General features: G+C 62.3%; 20 protein-coding genes. 2 read left to right on the top strand and 18 right to left on the bottom strand.

The window, feature by feature from the left end:
- Nucleotides 1–123: 123 nt before the first annotated feature.
- The 6 genes from ACUY3D_RS01545 to ACUY3D_RS01520 are packed head-to-tail and all read right to left on the bottom strand — an operon-like array spanning nt 124 to nt 5905.
- Nucleotides 124–1260, bottom strand: coding sequence for a cysteine desulfurase family protein (locus ACUY3D_RS01545; RefSeq protein WP_448240197.1), 1137 nt, complete (start codon nt 1258–1260; stop codon nt 124–126).
- Nucleotides 1260–2219 (bottom strand): electron transfer flavoprotein subunit alpha/FixB family protein, encoded by a 960-nt coding sequence (locus ACUY3D_RS01540; protein ID WP_448240196.1) that lies wholly within the window; start codon nt 2217–2219, stop codon nt 1260–1262. Before ACUY3D_RS01540 ends, ACUY3D_RS01545 begins: the two co-directional genes overlap by 1 nt.
- A gap of 12 nt (nt 2220–2231) precedes the next feature.
- Nucleotides 2232–3032, bottom strand: coding sequence for an electron transfer flavoprotein subunit beta/FixA family protein (locus tag ACUY3D_RS01535; protein ID WP_269948181.1), 801 nt, complete (start codon nt 3030–3032; stop codon nt 2232–2234).
- Nucleotides 3033–3066: 34 nt separating this feature from the next.
- Complete coding sequence (locus ACUY3D_RS01530) at nt 3067–4218, bottom strand: THUMP-like domain-containing protein (protein ID WP_448240195.1); 1152 nt, start codon at nt 4216–4218, stop codon at nt 3067–3069.
- A gap of 11 nt (nt 4219–4229) precedes the next feature.
- Nucleotides 4230–5057 (bottom strand): NUDIX hydrolase, encoded by an 828-nt coding sequence (locus ACUY3D_RS01525; RefSeq protein WP_070525210.1) that lies wholly within the window; start codon nt 5055–5057, stop codon nt 4230–4232.
- A gap of 50 nt (nt 5058–5107) precedes the next feature.
- Complete coding sequence (locus ACUY3D_RS01520; RefSeq protein ID WP_369815762.1) at nt 5108–5905, bottom strand: ABC transporter ATP-binding protein; 798 nt, start codon at nt 5903–5905, stop codon at nt 5108–5110.
- A gap of 132 nt (nt 5906–6037) precedes the next feature.
- On the opposite strand from ACUY3D_RS01520, the gene ACUY3D_RS01515 reads away from it, so the two are divergent.
- Nucleotides 6038–8044 (top strand): maltotransferase domain-containing protein, encoded by a 2007-nt coding sequence (locus tag ACUY3D_RS01515; RefSeq protein WP_167595744.1) that lies wholly within the window; start codon nt 6038–6040, stop codon nt 8042–8044.
- 106 nt (nt 8045–8150) lie between these two features.
- Complete coding sequence (glgB, locus tag ACUY3D_RS01510; protein ID WP_448240194.1) at nt 8151–10271, top strand: 1,4-alpha-glucan branching protein GlgB; 2121 nt, start codon at nt 8151–8153, stop codon at nt 10269–10271.
- Between the two features lie 149 nt (nt 10272–10420).
- On the opposite strand, the gene ACUY3D_RS01505 is transcribed toward glgB, so the two are convergent.
- The 12 genes from ACUY3D_RS01505 to ACUY3D_RS01450 form a co-directional block, all read right to left on the bottom strand.
- Nucleotides 10421–10819, bottom strand: coding sequence for an arsenate reductase/protein-tyrosine-phosphatase family protein (locus ACUY3D_RS01505; protein ID WP_448240193.1), 399 nt, complete (start codon nt 10817–10819; stop codon nt 10421–10423).
- Nucleotides 10820–10866: 47 nt separating this feature from the next.
- Nucleotides 10867–12444, bottom strand: coding sequence for a peptide ABC transporter substrate-binding protein (locus tag ACUY3D_RS01500; protein WP_448240192.1), 1578 nt, complete (start codon nt 12442–12444; stop codon nt 10867–10869).
- A gap of 206 nt (nt 12445–12650) precedes the next feature.
- Complete coding sequence (locus ACUY3D_RS01495) at nt 12651–13580, bottom strand: tetratricopeptide repeat protein (protein WP_448240191.1); 930 nt, start codon at nt 13578–13580, stop codon at nt 12651–12653.
- Entirely contained in the window at nt 13577–13885 is a 309-nt protein-coding gene (locus ACUY3D_RS01490) for a thiamine-binding protein (RefSeq protein WP_070525199.1), read from the bottom strand. The genes ACUY3D_RS01495 and ACUY3D_RS01490 overlap by 4 nt, the downstream gene beginning before the upstream one ends.
- A 10-nt stretch (nt 13886–13895) precedes the next feature.
- Nucleotides 13896–14180: an Rv1322 family protein gene (locus ACUY3D_RS01485; RefSeq protein WP_144269012.1), complete on the bottom strand. Its 285-nt coding sequence runs from the start codon at nt 14178–14180 to the stop codon at nt 13896–13898.
- Nucleotides 14180–14872, bottom strand: coding sequence for an endonuclease NucS (gene nucS, locus ACUY3D_RS01480; RefSeq protein WP_010187052.1), 693 nt, complete (start codon nt 14870–14872; stop codon nt 14180–14182). The genes ACUY3D_RS01485 and nucS overlap by 1 nt, the downstream gene beginning before the upstream one ends.
- 23 nt (nt 14873–14895) lie before the next feature.
- On the bottom strand, nt 14896–15381 hold the full coding sequence (locus ACUY3D_RS01475; protein WP_070624897.1) for a DUF2550 domain-containing protein: 486 nt from the start codon (nt 15379–15381) through the stop codon (nt 14896–14898).
- A gap of 196 nt (nt 15382–15577) precedes the next feature.
- Nucleotides 15578–15946, bottom strand: coding sequence for a F0F1 ATP synthase subunit epsilon (locus tag ACUY3D_RS01470; protein WP_046648936.1), 369 nt, complete (start codon nt 15944–15946; stop codon nt 15578–15580).
- 10 nt (nt 15947–15956) lie between these two features.
- Nucleotides 15957–17405 carry a F0F1 ATP synthase subunit beta gene (atpD, locus tag ACUY3D_RS01465; protein WP_070528745.1) on the bottom strand — a complete coding sequence of 483 codons (1449 nt, stop codon included), beginning with the start codon at nt 17403–17405 and terminating at the stop codon, nt 15957–15959.
- Nucleotides 17406–17408: 3 nt separating this feature from the next.
- Nucleotides 17409–18392: a F0F1 ATP synthase subunit gamma gene (locus ACUY3D_RS01460; RefSeq protein WP_070531166.1), complete on the bottom strand. Its 984-nt coding sequence runs from the start codon at nt 18390–18392 to the stop codon at nt 17409–17411.
- A 56-nt stretch (nt 18393–18448) separates the two neighbouring features.
- The gene (gene atpA / locus ACUY3D_RS01455; RefSeq protein ID WP_070528750.1) at nt 18449–20089 is read right to left on the bottom strand and encodes a F0F1 ATP synthase subunit alpha; all 1641 of its coding nucleotides are present in this window, start codon (nt 20087–20089) and stop codon (nt 18449–18451) included.
- Between the two features lie 60 nt (nt 20090–20149).
- Entirely contained in the window at nt 20150–20965 is an 816-nt protein-coding gene (locus ACUY3D_RS01450; RefSeq protein WP_070563259.1) for a F0F1 ATP synthase subunit delta, read from the bottom strand.
- Between the last annotated feature and the right edge of the window lie 2 nt (nt 20966–20967).

Here is a 20967-nt window from a genome sequence, read left to right as displayed (position 1 = left end):
GTCGGGTACAACTTAGGCATGCTTTTCGACGCCCCGCCGCCACCATGCCCTCCAAGCTGTAGGGCGACGGCCACGAGTCCACCGGATTCCTCCGCACCGGTACTGGCCGGGAGCTGTTGTGTCCTAGACCGAGCGTGCTCGGCGGATGATTTCAGGAAGCTCTGCCAACACGGCGTCAATGTCCTCGTCGGTGGTGAGGCGCCCCAGGCTGAAGCGCAGGCTGCCGCGGCCGTGTTCCTCGTCGATGCCCATGGCTTCGAGCACGTGGGACATGCGGTTGACACCGGCGTGGCAGGCGGAGCCGGCGGAGGCTTCGATGCCGGCGGCGTCAAGAAGCATGATGAGGCTGTCGCCATCCGTGCCCGGGAAAGACACGTGCAGATGCGAGGCCAAGGTGGGCTCGACGGAGTTGATGATGACGTTGTCGATGCTCGACTCGATGCCGGCCTTGAGCTTGTCGCGCAGGGCAGTCAGTCGAGCGGTCTCCTGCTCCATGTCCGCGACGGACTCGTGCAGAGCTGCGGCGAGGGCGCTCGCACTAGCCACGTCCACGGTACCGGGACGAATGCCGCGTTCTTGGCCGCCGCCGAAGGCGATGGGTTGGGGTGCCGGGGTGCGGCGTGCGAGCAGCAGGCCAATGCCGCGGGGCCCGCCGAACTTGTGGGCGCTGGCCGCCAATGTGGTGGCACCCAGCTCATGGAAGTTGATGGGCAGCTTGCCGGCGACCTGTACGGCATCGATGTGCACTGGGGTGTTCTGCGCGGCGGCGCGCTCGGTGATATCCGCGACCGGCTGAATGGCACCGGTCTCGTTGTTAGCCCACATGCAGGTGGCCACCGCGGCCGGGGTATCCAAGGCGCTTAAGTCGCTGACGTGGCCAGTGGAATCAACCGGAAGCAGGTCAACGGTGGCACCATGCTCAGCGCGAAGCTTCTCCACGGTTTCGAGCACGGCGGGGTGCTCGATGGGGGTCGAAACGATTCGTTTCTCCGCCTCCGGTTCTGTGCTTTGCGCAGCGCGAAAGAGGCCCTGAATGGCGATGTTGTCGGCCTCCGTGCCGGAGGAGGTGAAGATGACCTCGATGGGTTCGCAGCCGAGAAGCTCGGCGACGGTCTCGCGGGCGTCGTCCAGCACGGAGCGTGCCTTGCGCCCCGAGGCATAGGACGCGCCCGGGTTGAGGGAACTGGCTGCCTTTGTCCACGCGTCGATCGCGCTTTGGCGCATGGGCTGGGTGGCTGCGTAATCGAGGTAGCGAGGCATTAGTTGCCGGCCCCCTTACGGGCTTCGAGCTCCTTGACCAGAGCCGGGGCGATCTCGTGGAGGTCGCCCACCACGCCGAGGTCAGCGATCTGGAAGAAAGGCTCGTCTTGATCCTGGTTGACCACGACGATGGTCTCCGAGGTCTGCATGCCGGAGGTGTGCTGGATAGCACCGGAAATACCCAGGCCGATGTAGAGCTTCGGGGAGACGGTCACGCCGGTCTGGCCCACCTGGTGGGCCGGGTCGTAGAAGCCTTCGTCCACGGCGTCGCGGGTAGCGCCGACGGCGCCACCGAGGGCGTCGGCAAGCGGCTCCACCACGTCGGCGAACTTGTCGCCCACGCCGCGGCCGCCGGCGACGACGACCTTCGCGGAGGTCAGCTCCGGACGGGCGGTCTTCTCTGCCGGGGTGAAGGAGGTGACGGTGACGTCCTTCGCGGTGGCGGCTGGCAGCTCGAAGGGAGCCGGTGCAGCGGTAACCGGCTGGGGCTCAGCAGCCACGGAGCCAGGACGCAGGGTGTAGACCACAGAGCCGGTAGCCGTGGAGGAGGTCTCGTAGGAGCCGCCGAAAATGGTGTGGTGAGCGGAGCCGTCAGCATTGATGGCGTCGACGTTGACCAGGGCGCCCGAGCCCAGGCGGGCGGCGAGGCGGCCGGCGATCTCGTTGTTGGTCGGGGTGGCGGCCAGCACGATGGGCGCCGGGTTATTGGCGGCCAGGGCGTGGAGGGCGTCGACCTCCGGGGTGACGATGCGCTGCTCATAGTCCGCAGCGGTGGCCTGGACCACCTGGGCGGCGCCCAAGTTGCCCAGCTCGGCGTCGAAGGAAGCTGCGGTGGCGGCGTCCTTGGCCACGACCACGGCGGAGACGGTACCGAGTGCGCGGGCGGCGGTAATCAGCTCGCCGGTAACGGGGCTGAGCTGCTCTGCTTCGTGCTCAACTAGGACATAAACGTGAGACATGTGTTTTCTCCTTTAACCCTCGATGAGATTCTTGGCGGCCAGGAAGTCCGCGACCTTGGCGGCAGCCACGGCTGGATCAGGATCGGTGATGACCTCACCGGCGGTGCGGGCCGGGCGCTGCGCTGAGGCGGTCACCGTGGTGGTGGACGGCACGCCGTCGATGCCCAGGTCCGCCACGGCGAGCGTGGTGACCTCAGCCTTCTTGGCGGCCATCAGGCCCTTGAAGTTGGGGAAGCGCGGCTTGTCGGCCTTATCCGTAAAGGACAGAATGGCCGGCAGGTTGGCCTCAAGTTCCCAATGGCCGTGGGCGTCCTCGCGGGTGCCGGTGGCGGTGGCGCCGGCCAGGGAGGCTGCCTTGAGCTCCGTGAGCGCGGGCAGTTGGCGGTACTCGGCCAAGAGCCCTGCGATAAGCCCGGTGGAGGCGTCCGAGGAATTATTGCCCAAGGTGATGACCTGGACCTCACCGAATTTCTCAGCCACCTTGTTGATCGCGGCGTTAAGAACCCAGGCGGTGGCCAGGGCGTCGGCGCCGGCGAGGGCGTCGTCCGTCACGTGCACGGCGTGGTCCGCGCCCATGGCCAGGGCCTTGCGCAGGGCCTCGTCGGCAGCCGCCGGGCCCATGGTAAGCGCCACGACCTCATAGCCGGCATCAGCGTTATCGTCGCGCAGGCGCAAGGCCTGTTCGACGGAGTACTCGTTGACCTCATCGATGACGTTATCCACCGAGGTGCGGTCCAACGTGTGGTCCGCCTCGAGGGTCTTCGTTGACCACGTATCCGGTACGTGCTTGACCAGAGCCACAATGACTGGCATGTGGGCACTTCCCCTTCCGTAAATTTTGAAACTATTAGGGTGCGTAATTACCTTCGGACGATACTACTCGCGGTCCACACAACACCGCGACTCCCTTCGCACCAATGCGCGTGACCACGAGGGTTTTGGCCGTTGAACCCTTAAGCTTGAGCTTCTTGCGCAACTGATCCGGGTTCACGTCTTGCCCGCGTACCAGGATTTCCAGCGAGCCAACATCATGGGCAACCATGGCCGCCTTGAGCTTCTTCATGGGGACCAACTCGATGAATTCAAATCCGGAGGTGCCGTTAGGCAGGCGGTCACCAGTGAGGTAGGCAATGCGCGGGTCCAGCTGGTGCAGGCCTTCCCGCGCGGCGTAGTGGCGCACCAGCCCGGCGCGCACGATGGCGCCGTCGGGGTCGATGAGAAAGCGGCCGATGGGGCCGGCGTCGGGAAGCTCGTGCTCTGCGATGCCGTCATCAATGACGTCCGTGGTCACTCCTTCGGGCGTGGTGTTGAGGACCACTGCCCTCTTCCCCGTTCCCAGGCCCGGGGTGTACAGGCAGGTTTCCTTCACCCCGCCGTCGAGGCTGACCACGCAGGCCAGACCTTCCCATTCGGAGTGGTCGATTCCCGGCGCGCATTTGATGGCCATCTCACCGTGGGTGTCCAGCAGATCTGCCGGTGGTGGTAGCAGTTGGTCAAGCCGGGTGATGCGGTTGCCGCCTTGGCGCCGGGCGGGATCGGCGATGCAGACCTGGGCGGTCGTCGTTGTTGTCAGCGCATCTGCGCGAAAGACGGGATGCTCAATGTTGTGCCGCGCCATGGCCACGCGCGAGGCATCCAGGTCGCTGCCCACATAAGCACCGGGGCGATAAGCCTGCCCCTCGGTGCCGATGGAGCAGGTGAGGTCGTGGACTAAGTCCACGTTGCGCTCCTGGAGGAATTGCGCGCGGTAAGCCGCCACCGCGGGTGGAGTGGCCTGTTGTGCAGAGTCGTGGTCCATAAGCCAGTCTTGCGGCAGCTTTCCGGAGCTGCGGGCTTGAATGAGCTCGGCTACGGCGCGCCCATAATCACCGAACTGGGCCTGCAGCTTGGCGACGTCCCTCAGGTGCGCCTTCTTTGTTCCCTCCAGGTCCGCCGCGGCGGCGTCGATGGCGGCTGCATTCTCGCGCAGAAAGGCGACTTCGTCCAGGGTGTAGCTCATGGTGTGCTTTTCTAGATGCGGTTGACGGGGAATGTGGTGAAGTACTCGCGGTAGCGTTCATCGTCCCGGGGATCCCCGATGATGGGGCGCAGATCGGAGAAGGAGGCATCGTCCAAGACTTCCTTGACGCTGGAATAGGACGTGAGGCGCTTGAGCTGCGCCCAGGTGGGGATGGCTAGGCGTACCAGCCCGGCGCGCCAGCCGTCGAGAACCAGTTGTGGATCGAACCAACCGGCGTCATCGGCCTCCCCTGTTTCGCCATCCGGTTCTTGGCCCTCGGGAAGCACACCGATGAAGAAGAAGGTGTCGAACCAGTGGTCATTGTCCTCACCTGCCCAGCGGGACCAGGGAAGGAACATGTCGGCGTCGACACGCATGCCGTTGTGTTCCAGGAATTCGGTAAAAGAAATCTCGTGGGATTCCAGTAGCTCGCGCTCGCGGTGATAGCGCGAGGCATCGGAGACTAGGCCGTCTTCGCGGATGGCCAGCAGCGTGCCGGCCTCTTCGAAAAGTTCCCGGGCCGCGGCGAAGACAAGGGCGTGGGCCTTGTACTTGGTGACACCCATGCGGCGTGCCATGGACACCACTGAGCGGCCTGCCCACAGTTCGCCGGAGTCCCAGGTGCGGGGTGGGAAGTCACGCGGGTCTACCCCGCCGCCGGGAAACACGACGTGGCCGGGGTAATTGCGCATGGTGCGCACGCGTTCCTGGATCCACACGCGCAGACCCTCTGCGGTATCGCGCAACAGGAGGACGGTAGCGGCCAAGCGTGCCCCATTGAAGCCGGTGGTTTCGCCAGGGTCGATGGCGTCAAGGCTGTCGTGGATGGACTGGCTCATGCAACTTTCCGTGCCCGCGAAGGAGCAGAATTCTTGGGGTGAACTAGAGATTAGCGGGTGCGCCGGGCGAAGTACCGCTCCCCAATGCGATCCACCTGGATGGGCTGGTGGAAGGCCTTGGAGAGGTTTTCCGACGTCAGGACAGAATTAATGAGTCCTTTGGCCACGACCTTACCCTCATCCAAGAGCATCGCATGCGTAAACCCGTAAGGTATTTCCTCCACGTGGTGGGTGATCATGACAATCGCCGGGGCATCCGCATCGAGCGCTAGGTCCCCGAGGTAGCCCACCAGGTCCTCGCGTCCACCCAAGTCCATGCCGGCGGAGGGCTCATCCAGGATGAGCAGCTCCGGGTTGGCCATGAGCGCGCGGGCGAGGATGACGCGCTTCTTCTCGCCTTCGGAAAGGGTGCCCCAGGTGCGCTTGGCCAAGTGGGATGCGCCGACTTGAGCCAGGATGTCATCGGCGCGGGAGAAATCCATGTCTTGGTAGTCCTCACGCCAGCGGCCGAGCACGGCATAGCCGGCGGAGACCACGAGGTCATCGACGCGCTCATTGTCCGGGATTCGGTGTTGGACGGCGGCGGAGGAAATGCCGATGGCGGCGCGCAGATCGCGCATATCCGTCTTACCTAGGCGCTCTCCCATCAGGTATGCCACGCCGGCGGAGGGAAACTCTTCGGCGGCGGCCATCCGCACCAGCGAGGTCTTGCCCGCACCGTTGGGGCCGATGATGACCCAGCGTTCGTCGAGCTCCACCTGCCAGTCGATGGGCCCCACCAGCGTGCGCCCACCCCGTCGCAGTTCGACGCCGCGGAAGTCAATCAACCAATCTTCGTCGGTGTCCATAAGTTCAGGGTTTTGCTGGCTTTGTTGCTCTGGAGTGTTCACACGCACCATTGTGGCCGAAACCTTCCGCCCCCGGTGAAACTGACACAGCCTTCCCCGGTGAAACTGCCACAGCTGCATTATTCTATGGGCATGACTCAACGCCTTGGTATCGACGATGTCCGCCCCTCCCTCTCCGGTAATGCAGCCTCGAAGGCCGTTGTCGGAGAGGTCGTTCCTGTTACCGCGCTGGTGTGGCGTGAGGGCCACGATGCCGTCGCCGCGACGCTGTCGGTGTGGAACACTGACTCCCCGTCCACTTCTGCCGTGACCATGACGGTGGACCCGGAGAACCCGGATCGGGTCCACGGCGTGTTTAGCCCGGCCACTGCCGGCCGCTGGTTCTTCCGCGTCGACGCCTGGTCCGATCCGATGTCCACCTGGCGCAACGCGGTGGTCAAGAAGATGGAGGCCGGTCAATCCGCACAGGAGCTCAGCAACGATCTCTTGCACGGCGCCGAGCTCTTCGAGGAGGCGGCAATCCAGTGCCCGAGCGACAAGGCGGATCTGCTCTTTAAGGCGGCGAAGGAGCTGAAGGATGAAACGGGGGACGTCGACAAGCGCGTGCGCACCGCGCTGTCCGACGAGGTCGCGGACGTCCTCCACCACCACCCCCTGCGGCACCTGCTGGTGGAGGGTGACATTCACGAGGTCCTCGTGGAACGCCACAAGGCCCTCTACAGCTCCTGGTACGAGCTCTTCCCACGCTCGACCGGTGGCTGGGATGACGAGGGCAACCCCGTGCACGGCACATTTAAGACCACGGCACAGGCACTCGAGCGAGTGGCAGCCATGGGTTTCGATACCGTTTACTTCCCGCCCATCCACCCCATTGGCAAGGTGCACCGCAAGGGCCGCAACAATTCGGTGGTGGCTGAGCCCGATGATGTGGGCTCGCCGTGGGCCATCCAAGATCACTCCACCACGCACCCGGACCTGGGCACCATGGAGGACTTCAAGGAGCTGGTCAAGAAGGCCGCCGACTTGGGCCTGGAGGTGGCCCTGGACCTGGCTCTGCAGGCCTCCCCGGACCACCCGTGGGCCAAGACCAACCCGGAATTTTTCACCGTCCTGGCCGATGGCACCATTGCCTACGCGGAGAACCCGCCGAAGAAGTACCAGGACATCTACCCGCTGAACTTCGATAACGACCCGGACGCCATCTACGCGGAAATCTATCGCATCGTCATGATCTGGATCGAGGCCGGCGTCCATACTTTCCGCGTGGACAACCCGCACACCAAACCGGCTAACTTCTGGAACTGGCTGATTTCCAAGGTGCATGTGACTCACCCGGAGGTCATCTTCCTCGCCGAGGCCTTCACCCGCGCTCCGCGCCTGTTCGGCCTGGCCAAGGCAGGATTTACGCAGTCCTATACCTACTTCACGTGGCAGACCTCCAAGCACGAGCTCACCGAATTCGCGCAGATGCACGTGGAGCAGGCCGATATCTGCCGCCCCAACCTCTTTGTCAATACCCCGGATATTCTCCACGAATCCCTGCAGACCGGTGGGCGCGCCATGTTCGCCATTCGCGCTACGCTGGCTGCGACTCTCTCCCCGCTGTGGGGCGTGTACTCGGGCTTCGAGCTCTACGAGCACCAGGCCGTCAAGCCGGGCAGCGAGGAATATCTCGACTCGGAGAAGTACGAGCTGCGCCCGCGCGACTTCCAGGCCGCCGTCAAGTCCGGTGATTCCCTGGAATCCTATATCCGCCTGCTCAACCTCATCCGCCGCGAAAACCCGGCCCTCCAGCAGCTGCGCACGCTGCGCTTCCACAACACGGATAACGAGGCCATCATCGCCTACTCCAAGGCCGATCCTGCTACCGGCAACGTAGTGCTGGTGGTGGTCAACCTGGATCCGCGCAATGCTCAGGAGGCCACGGTCTTTGTGGATCTGGCCGCGGTGGGCCGCCATCCGGGTGAACACTTCACGGTGCAAGACACCATCAGTGGTGCCGCCTACGAGTGGTCCGACCGCAACTTCGTGCGCCTGGAGCCGCTGCGTGACGTCGCCCACATCTTCATCCTCCCGCCAGCCCACCATGACCTACAGGAGCGCATTGCCTGGCGCCGAGTGAACGACTACCGCGCCTAGGTTCTTAGGCCCCTGAAACCCCGCGCTGAACCCGTACCCCCTTCATGGGTAGCGCGGGGTTTCTTTTCTGCCCCGCGAGCGGGTGTTGTTCGGTAATTTGGTCTTTATGAACATCCCGGCCTCAGACCTCGAACGCCTTAACAACTGCCGCCACCACGCGCCCCATGATTTTTATGGCTGGCACGACGGAACCGTCCACACTCGCCGCCCCGGTGCCGAAGCCGTCGAGCTCGTCACCGCTTCCGGCACCACCGCGATGCGCGCGGTTGGGGATGATATCTGGGAGGCCCCGCTTACCGAAGAAGCAGACTACCGTCTGCGCATCACCTACCCGGGCCAGCCCGCCATCGAGGTAGCGGACGGCTATCACTTCCTGCCCACCTTGGGAACATTGGATCAGCACCTCATCGGGGAAGGCCGCCACGAGCGCCTCTGGGAAGTACTGGGCGCAAATCTCAAGAGCTACACCACCGACCTGGGTGAGGTCGAAGGAACCGCGTTTGCCGTATGGGCGCCCAACGCGGAGGGCGTTGCCGTGGTCGGTGACTTCTGCGGCTGGAACCCTACCCAGTACCCCATGCGCAGCCTCGGCTCCACGGGCATTTGGGAGGTCTTCATCCCCGGCGTGGGCGAAGGCGAGCGCTATAAGTTTGCGGTCCACGGCAAGAACTCCCCGCGCATTGATAAGGCGGATCCCCTGGCCAAGCGCACCATTGCCCCGCCGGAGACCGCCTCCGTGGTGGCCCGCTCCAGTTTCAAATGGAGTGATGAGGAGTGGATAAGCAAGCGCACCGGGGACCTCGACGTCCCGATGAGCGTCTACGAGCTCCACGTCGGCTCCTGGAAGGTAGGCGCCAACTACAACAGCTTGCGCGAAGAACTCATCCCTTACCTGGTTGAGCACGGCTTTACCCACGTGGAGCTGCTGCCCGTGGCCGAGCACCCCTTCGGCGGTTCCTGGGGTTACCAGGTCTCCGGCTACTACGCTCCCTCCGCGCGCTGGGGCTCCCCGGATGAGCTGCGCGCGCTTATCGACGACTTGCATAACGCTGGCATCGGCGTCTTCATCGACTGGGTGCCCGCGCACTTCCCCAAGGACGAATGGGCGCTGGGCCGCTTCAACGGGCAGGCACTCTACGAGCACCTGGACCCGCGCCGCGGTGAGCAGGCCGATTGGGGCACCTACGTCTTCGACTTCGGCCGCAACGAGGTGCGCAACTTCCTCGTGGCTAACGCCCTGTACTGGGCCGAGGAGTTCCACGTGGATGGCCTGCGAGTCGACGCCGTTGCTTCCATGCTCTACCTGGACTACTCCCGCGAGGAATGGCTGCCCAATATTTACGGCGGGCGCGAGAACCTTGAGGCAGTCCAATTCCTCCAGGAGACCAACGCCACGCTAAACCGTAACCACCCGGGCGTGCTGACCATCGCCGAGGAATCCACCTCCTGGCCGGGCGTGACCGCACCGACGCACGAGGGCGGACTGGGCTTTAGCCTGAAGTGGAACATGGGCTGGATGAACGACACCCTGGAGTACTTTAAGCACGAGCCGATTCACCGCCGCTACCACCACGGTGAGCTCACCTTCTCCATGGTCTACGCCTACTCGGAGCGCTACGTACTGCCGTTTAGCCACGACGAAGTGGTCCACGGCAAGGGCTCCTTGTGGGAGCGCATGCCGGGCGATGACTGGAATAAGGCCGCGGGCCTGCGCGCGCTGTATGGCTACATGTTCTCCCACCCGGGCAAGCAGCTGATGTTCATGGGCCAGGAGTTTGGCCAGACCACCGAATGGGCAGAGGGCCACTCCGTGGACTGGTCCAATTTGGAGGGCTGGGGCAACGAGTGGCACCACGGCATTAAGCGCCTGGTGCGCGACCTCAACGCGGTGTACAAGCAACAGCCGGCCCTGTGGACACAGGACTTCACGCAGGATGGCTTCCAGTGGGTCAAGGCTGACGACGCCAACAACAACATGCTCGGCTACGTCCGCTATGGCAAGGACGGCTCCGCCTTGTTGGCAGTGTGCAACTTCTCCGGCAGCTCGGTGCCAAACTATGACCTCTGGGTGCCGCGCGATGGCGAGTGGGAGCTAGTCATCAACACAGACGACGCCGTCTACCAGGGTGCCGGCAACGACCTTGCCCACCGCGTGCGCTCCGAAGGCAACCACGTACAGCTGCACCTGCCGGCCAACTCGGTGCAGTGGTACGCCTTCCGTGGCTAAGCTGCGCGGCCTAGCGCCGAGCCTGGCTCGGCGCGTGCTCACGCTCGTCGCAAGCAAGGCCTGAGAAACACAACTGCCCCAGTTGCCAAAGTTCTGGCCAGATCTTGAATCTCGGCGGGGATCTTTGGCAACTCGGGCAGTTTTAGTTTTCAGTCCTGCGCGTGAACATCAAGGAAAGCTCGTACGCGAGCATCAATGTCATCGCGCAGCGCATCCATTCGCTCATCTCCCTCTAGGCCGCGTACGGACGGGTCCTCAATCTCCCAACGCTCAGCCACTCCGTCATAGTCGGCATCACCGACGACGATGACGTGGTCCACCGAAGATGCGAGGTCGGAATCAATCAAGGTCGGCGTACCTGCCATGTCGGCGCCGACCTTTGCAAGGGAGGTCTGCGCCTCAGCATTAACGCCCTGCTCACGATGCTGTTCAGTGGTCTTTACTCCAGCGGAGTAAATCTCCCAATCGGGGGCGTGCTTCCTGGCTAAGGCAGCCGCCATCTGGGACTTACCGCGGTTGGTATTACAAAGAAAAAGTACGGAGGTCATGCCACCCTACTGTAATCGTGTTGCGGTGTGCCAGTAGGACCAGAGCGCTAGTTCTTCTTCACCGCGTAGTACACCGGCAGGGACTTCCAGTTGAACGTCACGTCCTCGACGTTCTCGGACCAGCCGCCGACCACGTTCGGGTAGAACAGCGGGATCGAAGGAAGGTCACGCAGCAGCAGCTCTTGTGCCTGGTTGTAGAGCTTCGCGGCTTCCTCCTCATTTGCGGCGCCGTTGGCCTTGACGATGAGCTCATCAAACTCCGGGTTGGAGTACTTCGAGTCATTGGAGGCCACGCCCGTGGTGAAGTTCGGCCCTAGGAAGTTGCCCATGGAGGGATAGTCGGCGAACCACGCCGTGCGGTAGGCGCCATCCATCCGCTCGGTGCGGTAGGCATCGCGGAAGGACTTGAAGTCCGGGTAAGGGTTGCCCACGGCCTGGATTCCCAGCGTGTTGCTGATGTTGTTAGCCACGGCATCGGCCCAGTCCTTGTTATCACCATCGGTGTTGTAGTTGATCGGGAACGAGCCTTCAAAAGCACCGTACATCTTATCGGCCTCCGCCCACAGCTTCTTCGCCTCCTCCGGGTTATAGTCCAGGTTTTCCGAACCGGGCAGGCTGTCGTTGTATCCGTTCAGCACCGGTGACGTGAACTCGCGGGCCGGTGTGCGGGTGCCATGGAAGATGGTCTCCGCGATCTCCTCACGGTTGATAGCCATCGAGATTGCCTTGCGGCGCAGCGTGCCTTCTTCCCCGCTAAAGTGCGGGGTCTCCATGTGGATGGTCATCTCCAGATAGGTAGCGGCCGGCTTGGTCTCCTGACGGCCGGCCAGGTCCTGCTCATAGCTGCCGAAAGCGGACGACGGGATCGCTTCGAGCACGTCGAGGTTATTCGCCAACAGGTCCATGTAGGCCGCGCTGGAATCGGCGTAGAAGGCGAATTCGATGCCGTCGTTCTGCGCTGCGCGGTCGCCCTTGTACTCCGGGTTCGGCTCGATGATCAGGTTCTGGTTGTGGTTCCATTCCTTGATCTTGTAGGGACCGTTGGACACCGGGGTCTCGCCGAAAGCCTGTGGGTCCTCCAGCGCGGCCGCCGGAACCGGGAAGTAGGCGTTGTAGCCCAAGCGGCTCGGAAAGTCGCTCTCCGGTTGGGTGAGTTCGATGGTGAAGGTGCGCTCATCGATGACCTTGAGGCCTTCCATTTCTTTGACGCCTTCCCCGTAGCCCTTGATGGAGGAGAAGAAGCTCTCATTAAGTTGTTCATTGGCCACCGCGTAGTTCCACGTATCGACGAAAGAATCAGCCGTCACGGCTGAGCCATCAGAGAACTTCAGGTCAGGCTTGAGCGTGACCTTGTAGGTCTTCTCCCCTTCCTTGTCGATGGACTCCGCCATCTCGTTGTGCACGTTGCCGTCGGCGTCGTAGTACACCAATCCGGAAAACAGCATGTCGACGATGCGTCCGCCGCCGTTCTCATTCGTCATCGCGGGAATGAGCCCCTGCTGCGGTTCGGTACCGAGCACGCGAACATAGTTTGATCCGCCGGCACTATCGGAGCTATCGCTTCCGCAGGCGGCAAGGGTAAGAGCAAGAGAGGCGGCGCCAACAACGCCGAGGAGCTTGCGCATGAGAGTCCTCCAGAAAGAGTCAAACAACCATTGTGCTGTATCGCACAAAAAGCAATTTAACATGCCATACGTCACCTCATTGCTTGAACGCAAAAAAGACCCTCAGGAGAAGACTCAACTGAGTCATCCTGAGGGTCCAGCCCGCGACAGTCCGGGAAGGTCGCTCTCGGGCCCGGCACAAGCTGGGCACTATTTCTACGCCGTCTTTAATACAACGCGCTGGCCAGCTTCGTGCGTGCGGCCAGTACGCGCGGGTCACCGGAATCAAAGAGACCAAAGAGCTCCAAGAGGCGGGTCTTGAGCTGTTCCTTCTCATCCCCAGCGGTGCGCTTCATGGCCTCAATGAGGCGCTCGAAAGCTCGGTCAGGGGCACCGGCGACGACCTCCGCGTCGGCGGCGTCGAGCTGCTTTGCCACGTCCTCTGGGGCGGCATCGGCGGCGGCGATGGGGTCCTCGCTACGGTTAGCCGGGTCCAAACGCTTGAGCAGCAGAGTGGTGTCGCGCGCCTGTTTAATCTCGGCATTGTCCGGCACGGCGGCCAGAATCTCCTCGTAGGTAGCGATGGCAGCGTCGAAATCGCCACGGTTGAGCGCATCCTCAGCCAGGCCCAGGCGCGGATCCGCTGCTTCTTCCTCGGGGTTGTCCCCCACCACATCTTGGTCAGGCAAGCCCTTGAGCTGGGGGCCGAGCTTATCGACGATCGCCGCGATCCACTGCTCCAGGTTCTCGCGCGGCTGCTCGCCTTCGAAGTTGGTGACGGGCTGCCCGGCAGCGATGGCAACGGTAGTCGGCAGATTCTGCACACCGAAGACCTGCGCCACCTGGGGCACGACATCAGCGTTGATATAGCCCACGATGAATTTCAGCCCACCGGCGGCCGCCATCTCCTCGAAGTCCTTCTTGAGCTGCTCGGAGGCCGGGGAGCGAGGCGAGCCGATCAGAGCGATAACCGGCACCTCCGCGGAACGGCGCACCAAGTCATTCTCAAAGTTCTGCTCGGTGACCTCGAAGAAAGGGGCAATTCCTCCGCCGGAGTTAGCAGCTCCGGCAGTTGCGGATTGAGCTTGCGCCCGCGCCTCCGCCTGCTGTTTGATGGCGCCGAGGTCGAGGGCTCCTCCTACGTACGGTCCGGTCACTTATTCTCCTCCAGGTAACGATTAACGGAATCTACTTTTTGGGTTATCTGCCCGGTCACGCCTTCGCGGATATCGGCTTTAATCACCAGGCTCGTGCGGGGCGAAACCGCGCGCACGGCATCGGTGGCTTCCTTGATAACCGCGAAGACCTCATCCCACTCGCCTTCAACAAGGGTAAACATGGCATTGGTCTCATTGGGTAAGCCGGAAGCACGGACAACACGCACGGCTTCGGCGACGGCCTCGGACATCTCAGCGCGTTCATCGCCCACGACGGAGGGGGCTACGGAAAAGGCAACAATCATGCCCGCTATCCTACCGCCGCTCCCAGCAGTGCCGGTGCCAATGGCGACGGTCGTCAGCGCGCCCACCGGTATCCCGCGGCCACGCCACAATGTGCGCTACCCCAGGAGGGATGTTGTGGTTGCATCCCGGACACACGTAATACTTCTGGGCGGCGGCACTACCGACGTGCCGCATGAGAAATGGTTCGCCATTGGTCCAGCTCGGCCCTGGTACCGTCTGCGAGCCGAGGAACGAGCTTCCATCGCGCGGCAGGGAGCGCGGCTCCTCACGAATTCTGCGGTTGCGGCGTGGCACTAGAACAACCGCAGCTCGTTGGACTCGATGCCGCGCAGCTCTTGGTAGTCCAGGACGACGCAACGGATACCGCGGTCTTCCGCCAAGGTCCGCGCTTGTGGCTTGATTTCCTGCGCTGCGAACACCCCGTGGACCGGCGCTAGCAAGTCATCGCGGTTGAGCAGCTCAAGGTAGCGCGTGAGCTGCTCGACGCCATCAATTCCGCCGCGGCGCTTGACCTCGACCGCTACGAATTCATTCTTGGAGTTCTTGGCCATGATGTCCACCGGCCCGATGGCCGTGGGATATTCGCGGCGCACCAGCGAGTACTTCTCCCCCAACGTTTCGATATGTTCCGCCAACAGCTCCTGCAAGTGGGCTTCCACGCCATCCTTGACCAAGCCGGGGTCTTCTCCCAGATCCATGTCAATCTCCTGGTGGATCTGGGCGATGGTGATGCGCAGCTGCTCACCTTTCGGGTTTTCTACCAGCCACAGTTTCTCTCCTGTGTCCTCGCCGTCGATATCCTCAATCGCCGACTCCTCAAAGGTGCACGGCGGAGTCATCCAGTTCAGCGGCTTATAGGCACGGTCATCCGCATGGATGGACACCGAACCATCGGCTTTGATGAGGATGAGACGGTCCGCCATGGGAAGGTGGGCGTCGAGACGGCCTACGTAATCTACCGAGCATTGGGCGATGACAACACGCATGCCCTCTACCCTATCGTTGGGCGCTACTTCTTTGGTAAGCGGGTAGCTCGCTGGCGCATCTGGCGATAATCCAACTTCTCTTGGCGCTTCGACGGCGCCGATTCCACCCACGCATTCAAGGCCATGATTCCGTGCGCATCGGAAGCAATCTCATAGTCCCGCCCATCGATGCTAATCCGGATGATCTGGTGACCAGAGGGCATAAAAGAAGCCTCGTCATCATCCATTGGGCGGGTGCTGCCCAGTTCGATGTCGAGGCGATTAAAGCGTTTGTTGGCGCGCGGCAATACGGAGCGAAGCTTGAAGTACTCCATATACTCGCCGTCATAACGCACGAGGCCGTGGCGCCACGTATGGGAATCCTTCGAAGGAAGCCGGCGCAGAAGGATGCTCGTTCCGCGGGAACGCACCGTAAAAAACCGTACTGCGGCCAGAATGACGACAACCAGAAGAATCAGTGCGCACAGACCTAAAAGAATAGATAGCCCTTGGAGCACCTGAGAGTTCATGGGTTGATTTCCTTCACCGCGAGTAAGAAACGTTGCGTTGATTCTACCGCTCGCGGAGGAGACAATGCTAGTCCTTGCTTGACCTTGGCGCAGATCACGAAGGAACCCCACCCCCTCTTAGCGAGGGTGTGGGGTTCCTAGGTGAGAGTGGGAAGGGCGGTCATTGCTGCCCGTCGTTTCCCTCTCCGCTCATCCGTTAGCTGTTGAAGCGGCGGGCGGCGCGCAATGCGGCATCGCCACGGGACCTCGTCAGCTCGCGCTCAGACTTCAGGTCTTCCTGTGCCTGTGCTTCATCGACCTCCGAGGCCCAGATGGCCCAATCGGCGAGGACGGTGATCTTGTTCTCGGACACGGAGAGGAAGCCACCCTGGACAGCGGCGACGCGACGCTCGCCGTCGGCCGGGTGGATGGTCACTACGCCATTGTCGATCAACTGACCAACCATGGGCTCATGGCCAGGAAGCACGCCGATCTCACCCTCGGTGGTTTCAGCCGTCACCATGGTGGCCTTTCCGGTCCACAGCAGGCGCTCGACGGAAACCAATTCGGCGGTGATGTCAGCCATGTGCCTCTCCCTACTTCTTCTCGGTCAGCTTCTTGTACGCAGCCTCGACGTCGTCCAAGCCACCCAGGCCGTTGAAGGCCTGCTCCGGGTAGTGGTCGAATTCGCCGTTGCAGATGCGCTCGAAAGCATCGATGGTATCGGCCAGCGGCACGTAGGAGCCCGGCAGGCCGGTGAACTTTTCTGCGACGAAGAAGTTCTGGCCAAGGAAGCGCTCGATGCGGCGAGCACGCTGAACGGTGATCTTGTCTTCCTCAGACAGCTCGTCCATACCAAGGATGGCGATGATGTCCTGGAGCTCCTTGTTCTTCTGCAGGATACCGATGACACGCTGTGCCACCTCGTAGTGGCGCTCGCCCACGATGGACGGCTCCAGAATACGAGAGGTAGAGGTCAGCGGGTTCACTGCCGGGTAAATACCCTTCGAAGCAATACCACGGTCCAACTCGGTGGTGGCATCGAGGTGGGCGAAGGTGGTCGCCGGAGCCGGGTCGGTGTAGTCATCGGCCGGCACGTACACGGCCTGCAGGGAGGTAATGGACTTACCCTTGGTGGACGTAATACGCTCCTGCAGCACACCCATCTCATCAGCCAGGGTCGGCTGGTAACCCACGGCAGAAGGCATACGGCCCAGCAGGGTCGACACCTCAGAACCGGCCTGGGTGAAACGGAAGATGTTGTCGATGAACAGCAGCACGTCCTGGTTCTGAACATCGCGGAAGTACTCCGCCATGGTCAGGCCGGACAGAGCCACTCGCATACGGACTCCTGGCGGCTCATCCATCTGGCCGAAGACAAGTGCGGTGTCTTGAAGAACGCCCATCTCCTCCATCTCGAGGAAGAGGTCGGTGCCCTCACGGGTGCGCTCGCCGACGCCGGCGAAGACGGAGGTACCGGAGAACTCGCGTGCGATACGAGTAATCATCTCCTGGATAAGAACGGTCTTACCCACACCTGCACCACCGAAGAGGCCGATCTTGCCGCCCTTCACGTACGGGGTCAGCAGGTCGATGACCTTAATACCGGTCTCCAGGATCTCGGTCTTACCCTCCAGCTGGTCGAATGCCGGCGGCTCGCGGTGGATGCCCCACTGCTCGCCGTCGCGGCCCAGACCCGGCTGGTCAAGACAGTCACCGAGGGCGTTAAAGACGTGGCCCTTGACCACATCGCCCACCGGGACGGAAATCGGCTTGCCGGTGTCGGTCACGGCTGCACCGCGGACGAGGCCGTCGGTCGGAGCCATGGACACGGCACGGACGAGGTTGTCACCGAGGTGCTGAGCGACCTCAAGGGTGACGGTCTTTGCAACAGCCTCGAGGGAAACCTCGACGGTCAGTGCGTTGTACAGTGCCGGCAGCCCGCCACGCGGAAACTCCACGTCGACGACCGGACCGATGACACGCACCACACGGCCGGCGGTAGCCGACGACTGTGTGTTCTGCTCTTGCAGAGCTGTAGTCATAATCTAGTCACTTTCTGCGCTTTCGGCGAGCGCCCCAGCGCCACCGACGATCTCTGTGATTTCTTGGGTAATCTGCGCCTGACGGGCCTGGTTGGCCACGCGCGAGAGGTCCTTGACCAGCTCGGTTGCGTTGTCAGTTGCAGACTTCATTGCGGTACGGCGTGCGGCGGACTCGGAGGCCGAGGACTCCAAGAACATCGCAAACAGGAGGCGGGAAACGTACTGCGGAAGCAGTGCGTCCATGAGGGTGTCCGCATCCGGCTCGAAGTCGTAATCAGGAGTGATCTGATTGTTCGGCTCGGCGTCGGAAAGCGCGGACTCACCCATGTTGTAGTCCTCTTCCTCGATAACCGGTACCACCGGCAGCAGCTGCTGCACACGCGCGGTCTGGGTCAGCATGGACTCGAACTCGGTGTACACAACGTGGACCTGGTCGAAACCGCGAACGGTCTCGCCTTCCACGTGAATACCCTCGCGGGTCTTGGCCTGGCCATTGGAACCGGCAACGAAGCCGTCGATGATGTGGCGGCGCACGTCGTGCGTCTTCTCCCAGGTCGGATCCTGCGAGAATCCAGTCCAGCTGCCTGCGACCTCGGCCTCACGGAACTTGTAGAAGCCAACGCCCTTGTTGCCGGTCACGTAGCGGACGGTCTCGAAACCCTCACTCTTGAGCAGGGCTTCCAGCTCGGCCGCCTTCTTGAAGATGTTGTTGTTGTAGCCACCGCACATACCGCGGTCCGAAGAGACCACGAGAATGGCGGCCACCTTTGCATCTTCGCGTTCCCGGAGCATCGGGTGATCCAGGGACGTGTGCGCCGCCAGCTTGTTGAGCACGTTGGACAGTTCACGTGCATAAGGCTGGGACGCCTCTACCCTGGCCTGAGCCTTGGTAATGCGCGAGGTAGCAATGAGCTCCTGTGCCTTGGTGATCTTCTTGGTGGAATTGACGGACCGGATACGGTCACGCAGTTCACGAAGATTAGCCATGGTGTTCGCTCCTCCCTTCTTTATCTAGACGGTTAATTCTTAGAGCGTGCGAAACTCTATTTGGCCGTCTTGCGGGAGACGTTGAGCTCGGTCTTATTCACGTCATCCGCGGCGAGCGGGTCAACCGGTGCCTCGGTGCCGAGGTTGTTGCCCTCGGTCGTGCGGAAGGACGGAATGAAGTCCTTAGCAGCTGCAACAAGTGCATCCTTGGACTCGTCGGTCAGAGCGGTACCGCCCTGGATCTGCTCGAACACCTGCGGGGTTGCAGAGTTGAGGTGATCGTGCAGCTCCTTCTCGAAGCGGCGTACGTCCTCGACGGGAACGACGTCGAAGATGCCCTGGTCTGCGAGGAAGATGGACACCATCTGGTACTCGACAGGCTGCGGGGAGGACTCGGACTGCTTGAGCAGCTCGACGAGACGCTCACCGCGCTCCAGCTGAGCCTTGGAGGCCGGATCCAGGTCGGATGCGAAGGCCGCGAAGGCCTGCAGGTCACGGTAGGCAGCCAGCTCAAGACGCAGGTTACCGGCGACCTTCTTCATACCCTTGGTCTGTGCGGCACCACCAACACGGGAGACCGACACACCGACGTTAATTGCCGGACGGACGCCCTGGTTGAACAGGTCGGATTCCAGGAAGACCTGGCCGTCGGTAATAGAAATTACGTTGGTCGGAATGAAGGCGGAGACGTCGTTCGCCTTGGTCTCGATGATCGGCAATGCGGTCATGGAACCTGCACCCATGTCGTCGGAGAGCTTCGCAGCGCGCTCCAGCAGACGGGAGTGGAGGTAGAAGACGTCGCCCGGGTAAGCCTCGCGGCCCGGCGGACGGCGCAGAAGAAGGGAAATCGCACGGTAGGCCTCAGCCTGCTTGGTCAGATCATCGTAAATGATCAGGACGTGGTTGCCCTGGTACATCCAGTGCTGACCCAGAGCTGCACCGGAGAACGGTGCCAGCCACTTGAAGCCAGCGGCGTCGGACGCCGGAGCCGCCACGATGGTGGTGTACTCCAGTGCGCCGTGCTGCTCCAGGGTGTGGCGCACACCAGCAATGGTGGAGCCCTTCTGGCCGATGGCGACGTAGATGCAGCGAACCTGCTTGTTCTTGTCGCCAGATTCCCAGTTAGCCTTCTGGTTCAGAATGGTGTCGATACAGACAGCGGTCTTACCCGTCTTACGGTCACCAATGATCAACTGACGCTGACCGCGACCAATCGGGGTCATCGCGTCAATAGCCTTGATGCCGGTCTGCATCGGCTCTTCCACCGGCTGGCGCTGCAGCACGGACGGTGCCTGCAGCTCGAGGACGCGGTCCTCTTCAGCGGTGATCGGGCCCATGCCGTCGATCGGCTGGCCCAGGGGGTTAATTACGCGGCCGAGGAATTCCTCGCCCACAGGGATGGAGAGAACCTCGCCGGTCCTCTTGACCTCGTCGCCTTCTTTAAGCGACTCGAAGTTGCCCAAGACCACGACACCGATGGAGTTGGTGTCAAGGTTCTGTGCGACGCCAATCACGCCGCCGGGGAACTCGAGCAGCTCATTCGCCATGACGGACGGCAGGCCCGAAACCTGCGCAATACCGTCAGCTGCCGAAATGACCACGCCGACCTCCTCACGGGAGGCCTCCGCGGAGTAGCTCGAGGTGTAGTTCGCAATCGCGCTACGGATCTCGTCGGAGGAGATCGTCAGCTCCGCCATGTTCTTCCTGCTCTCGGTAGTATCTTCCAGCAATTACTTAATCGTTTCTGTCGTTTCGGCTTATGCCATCTGCGCACGAAGGCGAGCAATCTTGCCTGCCGTCGAGCCATCGATGACTTCGTCGCCGACGCGGATGGTCATACCACCGAGGAGGCTGGTGTCAACCTCAGAGTGGATGGACATCGCACGACCATAAATTTTGCCCAGCTTTTCAGCGAGTGCTGCCCGCTGGCTATCGTTCAGCTCACCCGCGGTGGTCACTCGCGCGATGGTACGGCCCTGCAGCTTGGCTGCGGTGTCCGCCAAACCGGCGAGATCATCAATCGGGTTCTGCTCCGGGCGGCCAATGGCCTGCAGCGCAAGCGCCTCAGTAACCATCGTGACCTTGCCGTAGAGCACGCTTGCCAGCAGCCCGACCTTACGATCGGACGTAGCAGTACGGTCTGAAAGCAGCTGGGTCAGTTCGCCTTCGCGGTCAAGCACGCGCGACAGGGAGAAGAGCTCGTCTTCCACCTGGCCCAGCTTGCCCTCAAACTCAGCGCCACGCAGCAGTGCGCGGCGGCCGAGGATGATGAGGCCACGGGCGATATCACGCGGCGTCGACCACTGTGCGGCGGCGGCCTCCTGCAGCACCTGGAGTGCAACCGGGGTGACCTTTCCGCCGAAAAGGGTCTGGGCCAGGGACTTGCGCTCCTCGGAGGTAGCGGCGTCGTCGGTCAGCGCGACACGCAGTTCGCGGTCACCGTCGAGGACGCGGACAACCTCGAAGAGGTCCTGGCCTGCCTGGGTAGCAGTCGCCACCGAGCGGTCGCCGGAGAGGAACTCATCCAGCTTGGACTCAACGGTAGCGAGTGCTTCGCGGCTAGCTGCCTTCATCG

This window comes from Corynebacterium guaraldiae (assembly GCF_053480195.1).
The sequence above is the reverse complement of the archived record's forward strand: the minus strand, read 5'-3'. Positions and strand labels throughout refer to the sequence as shown.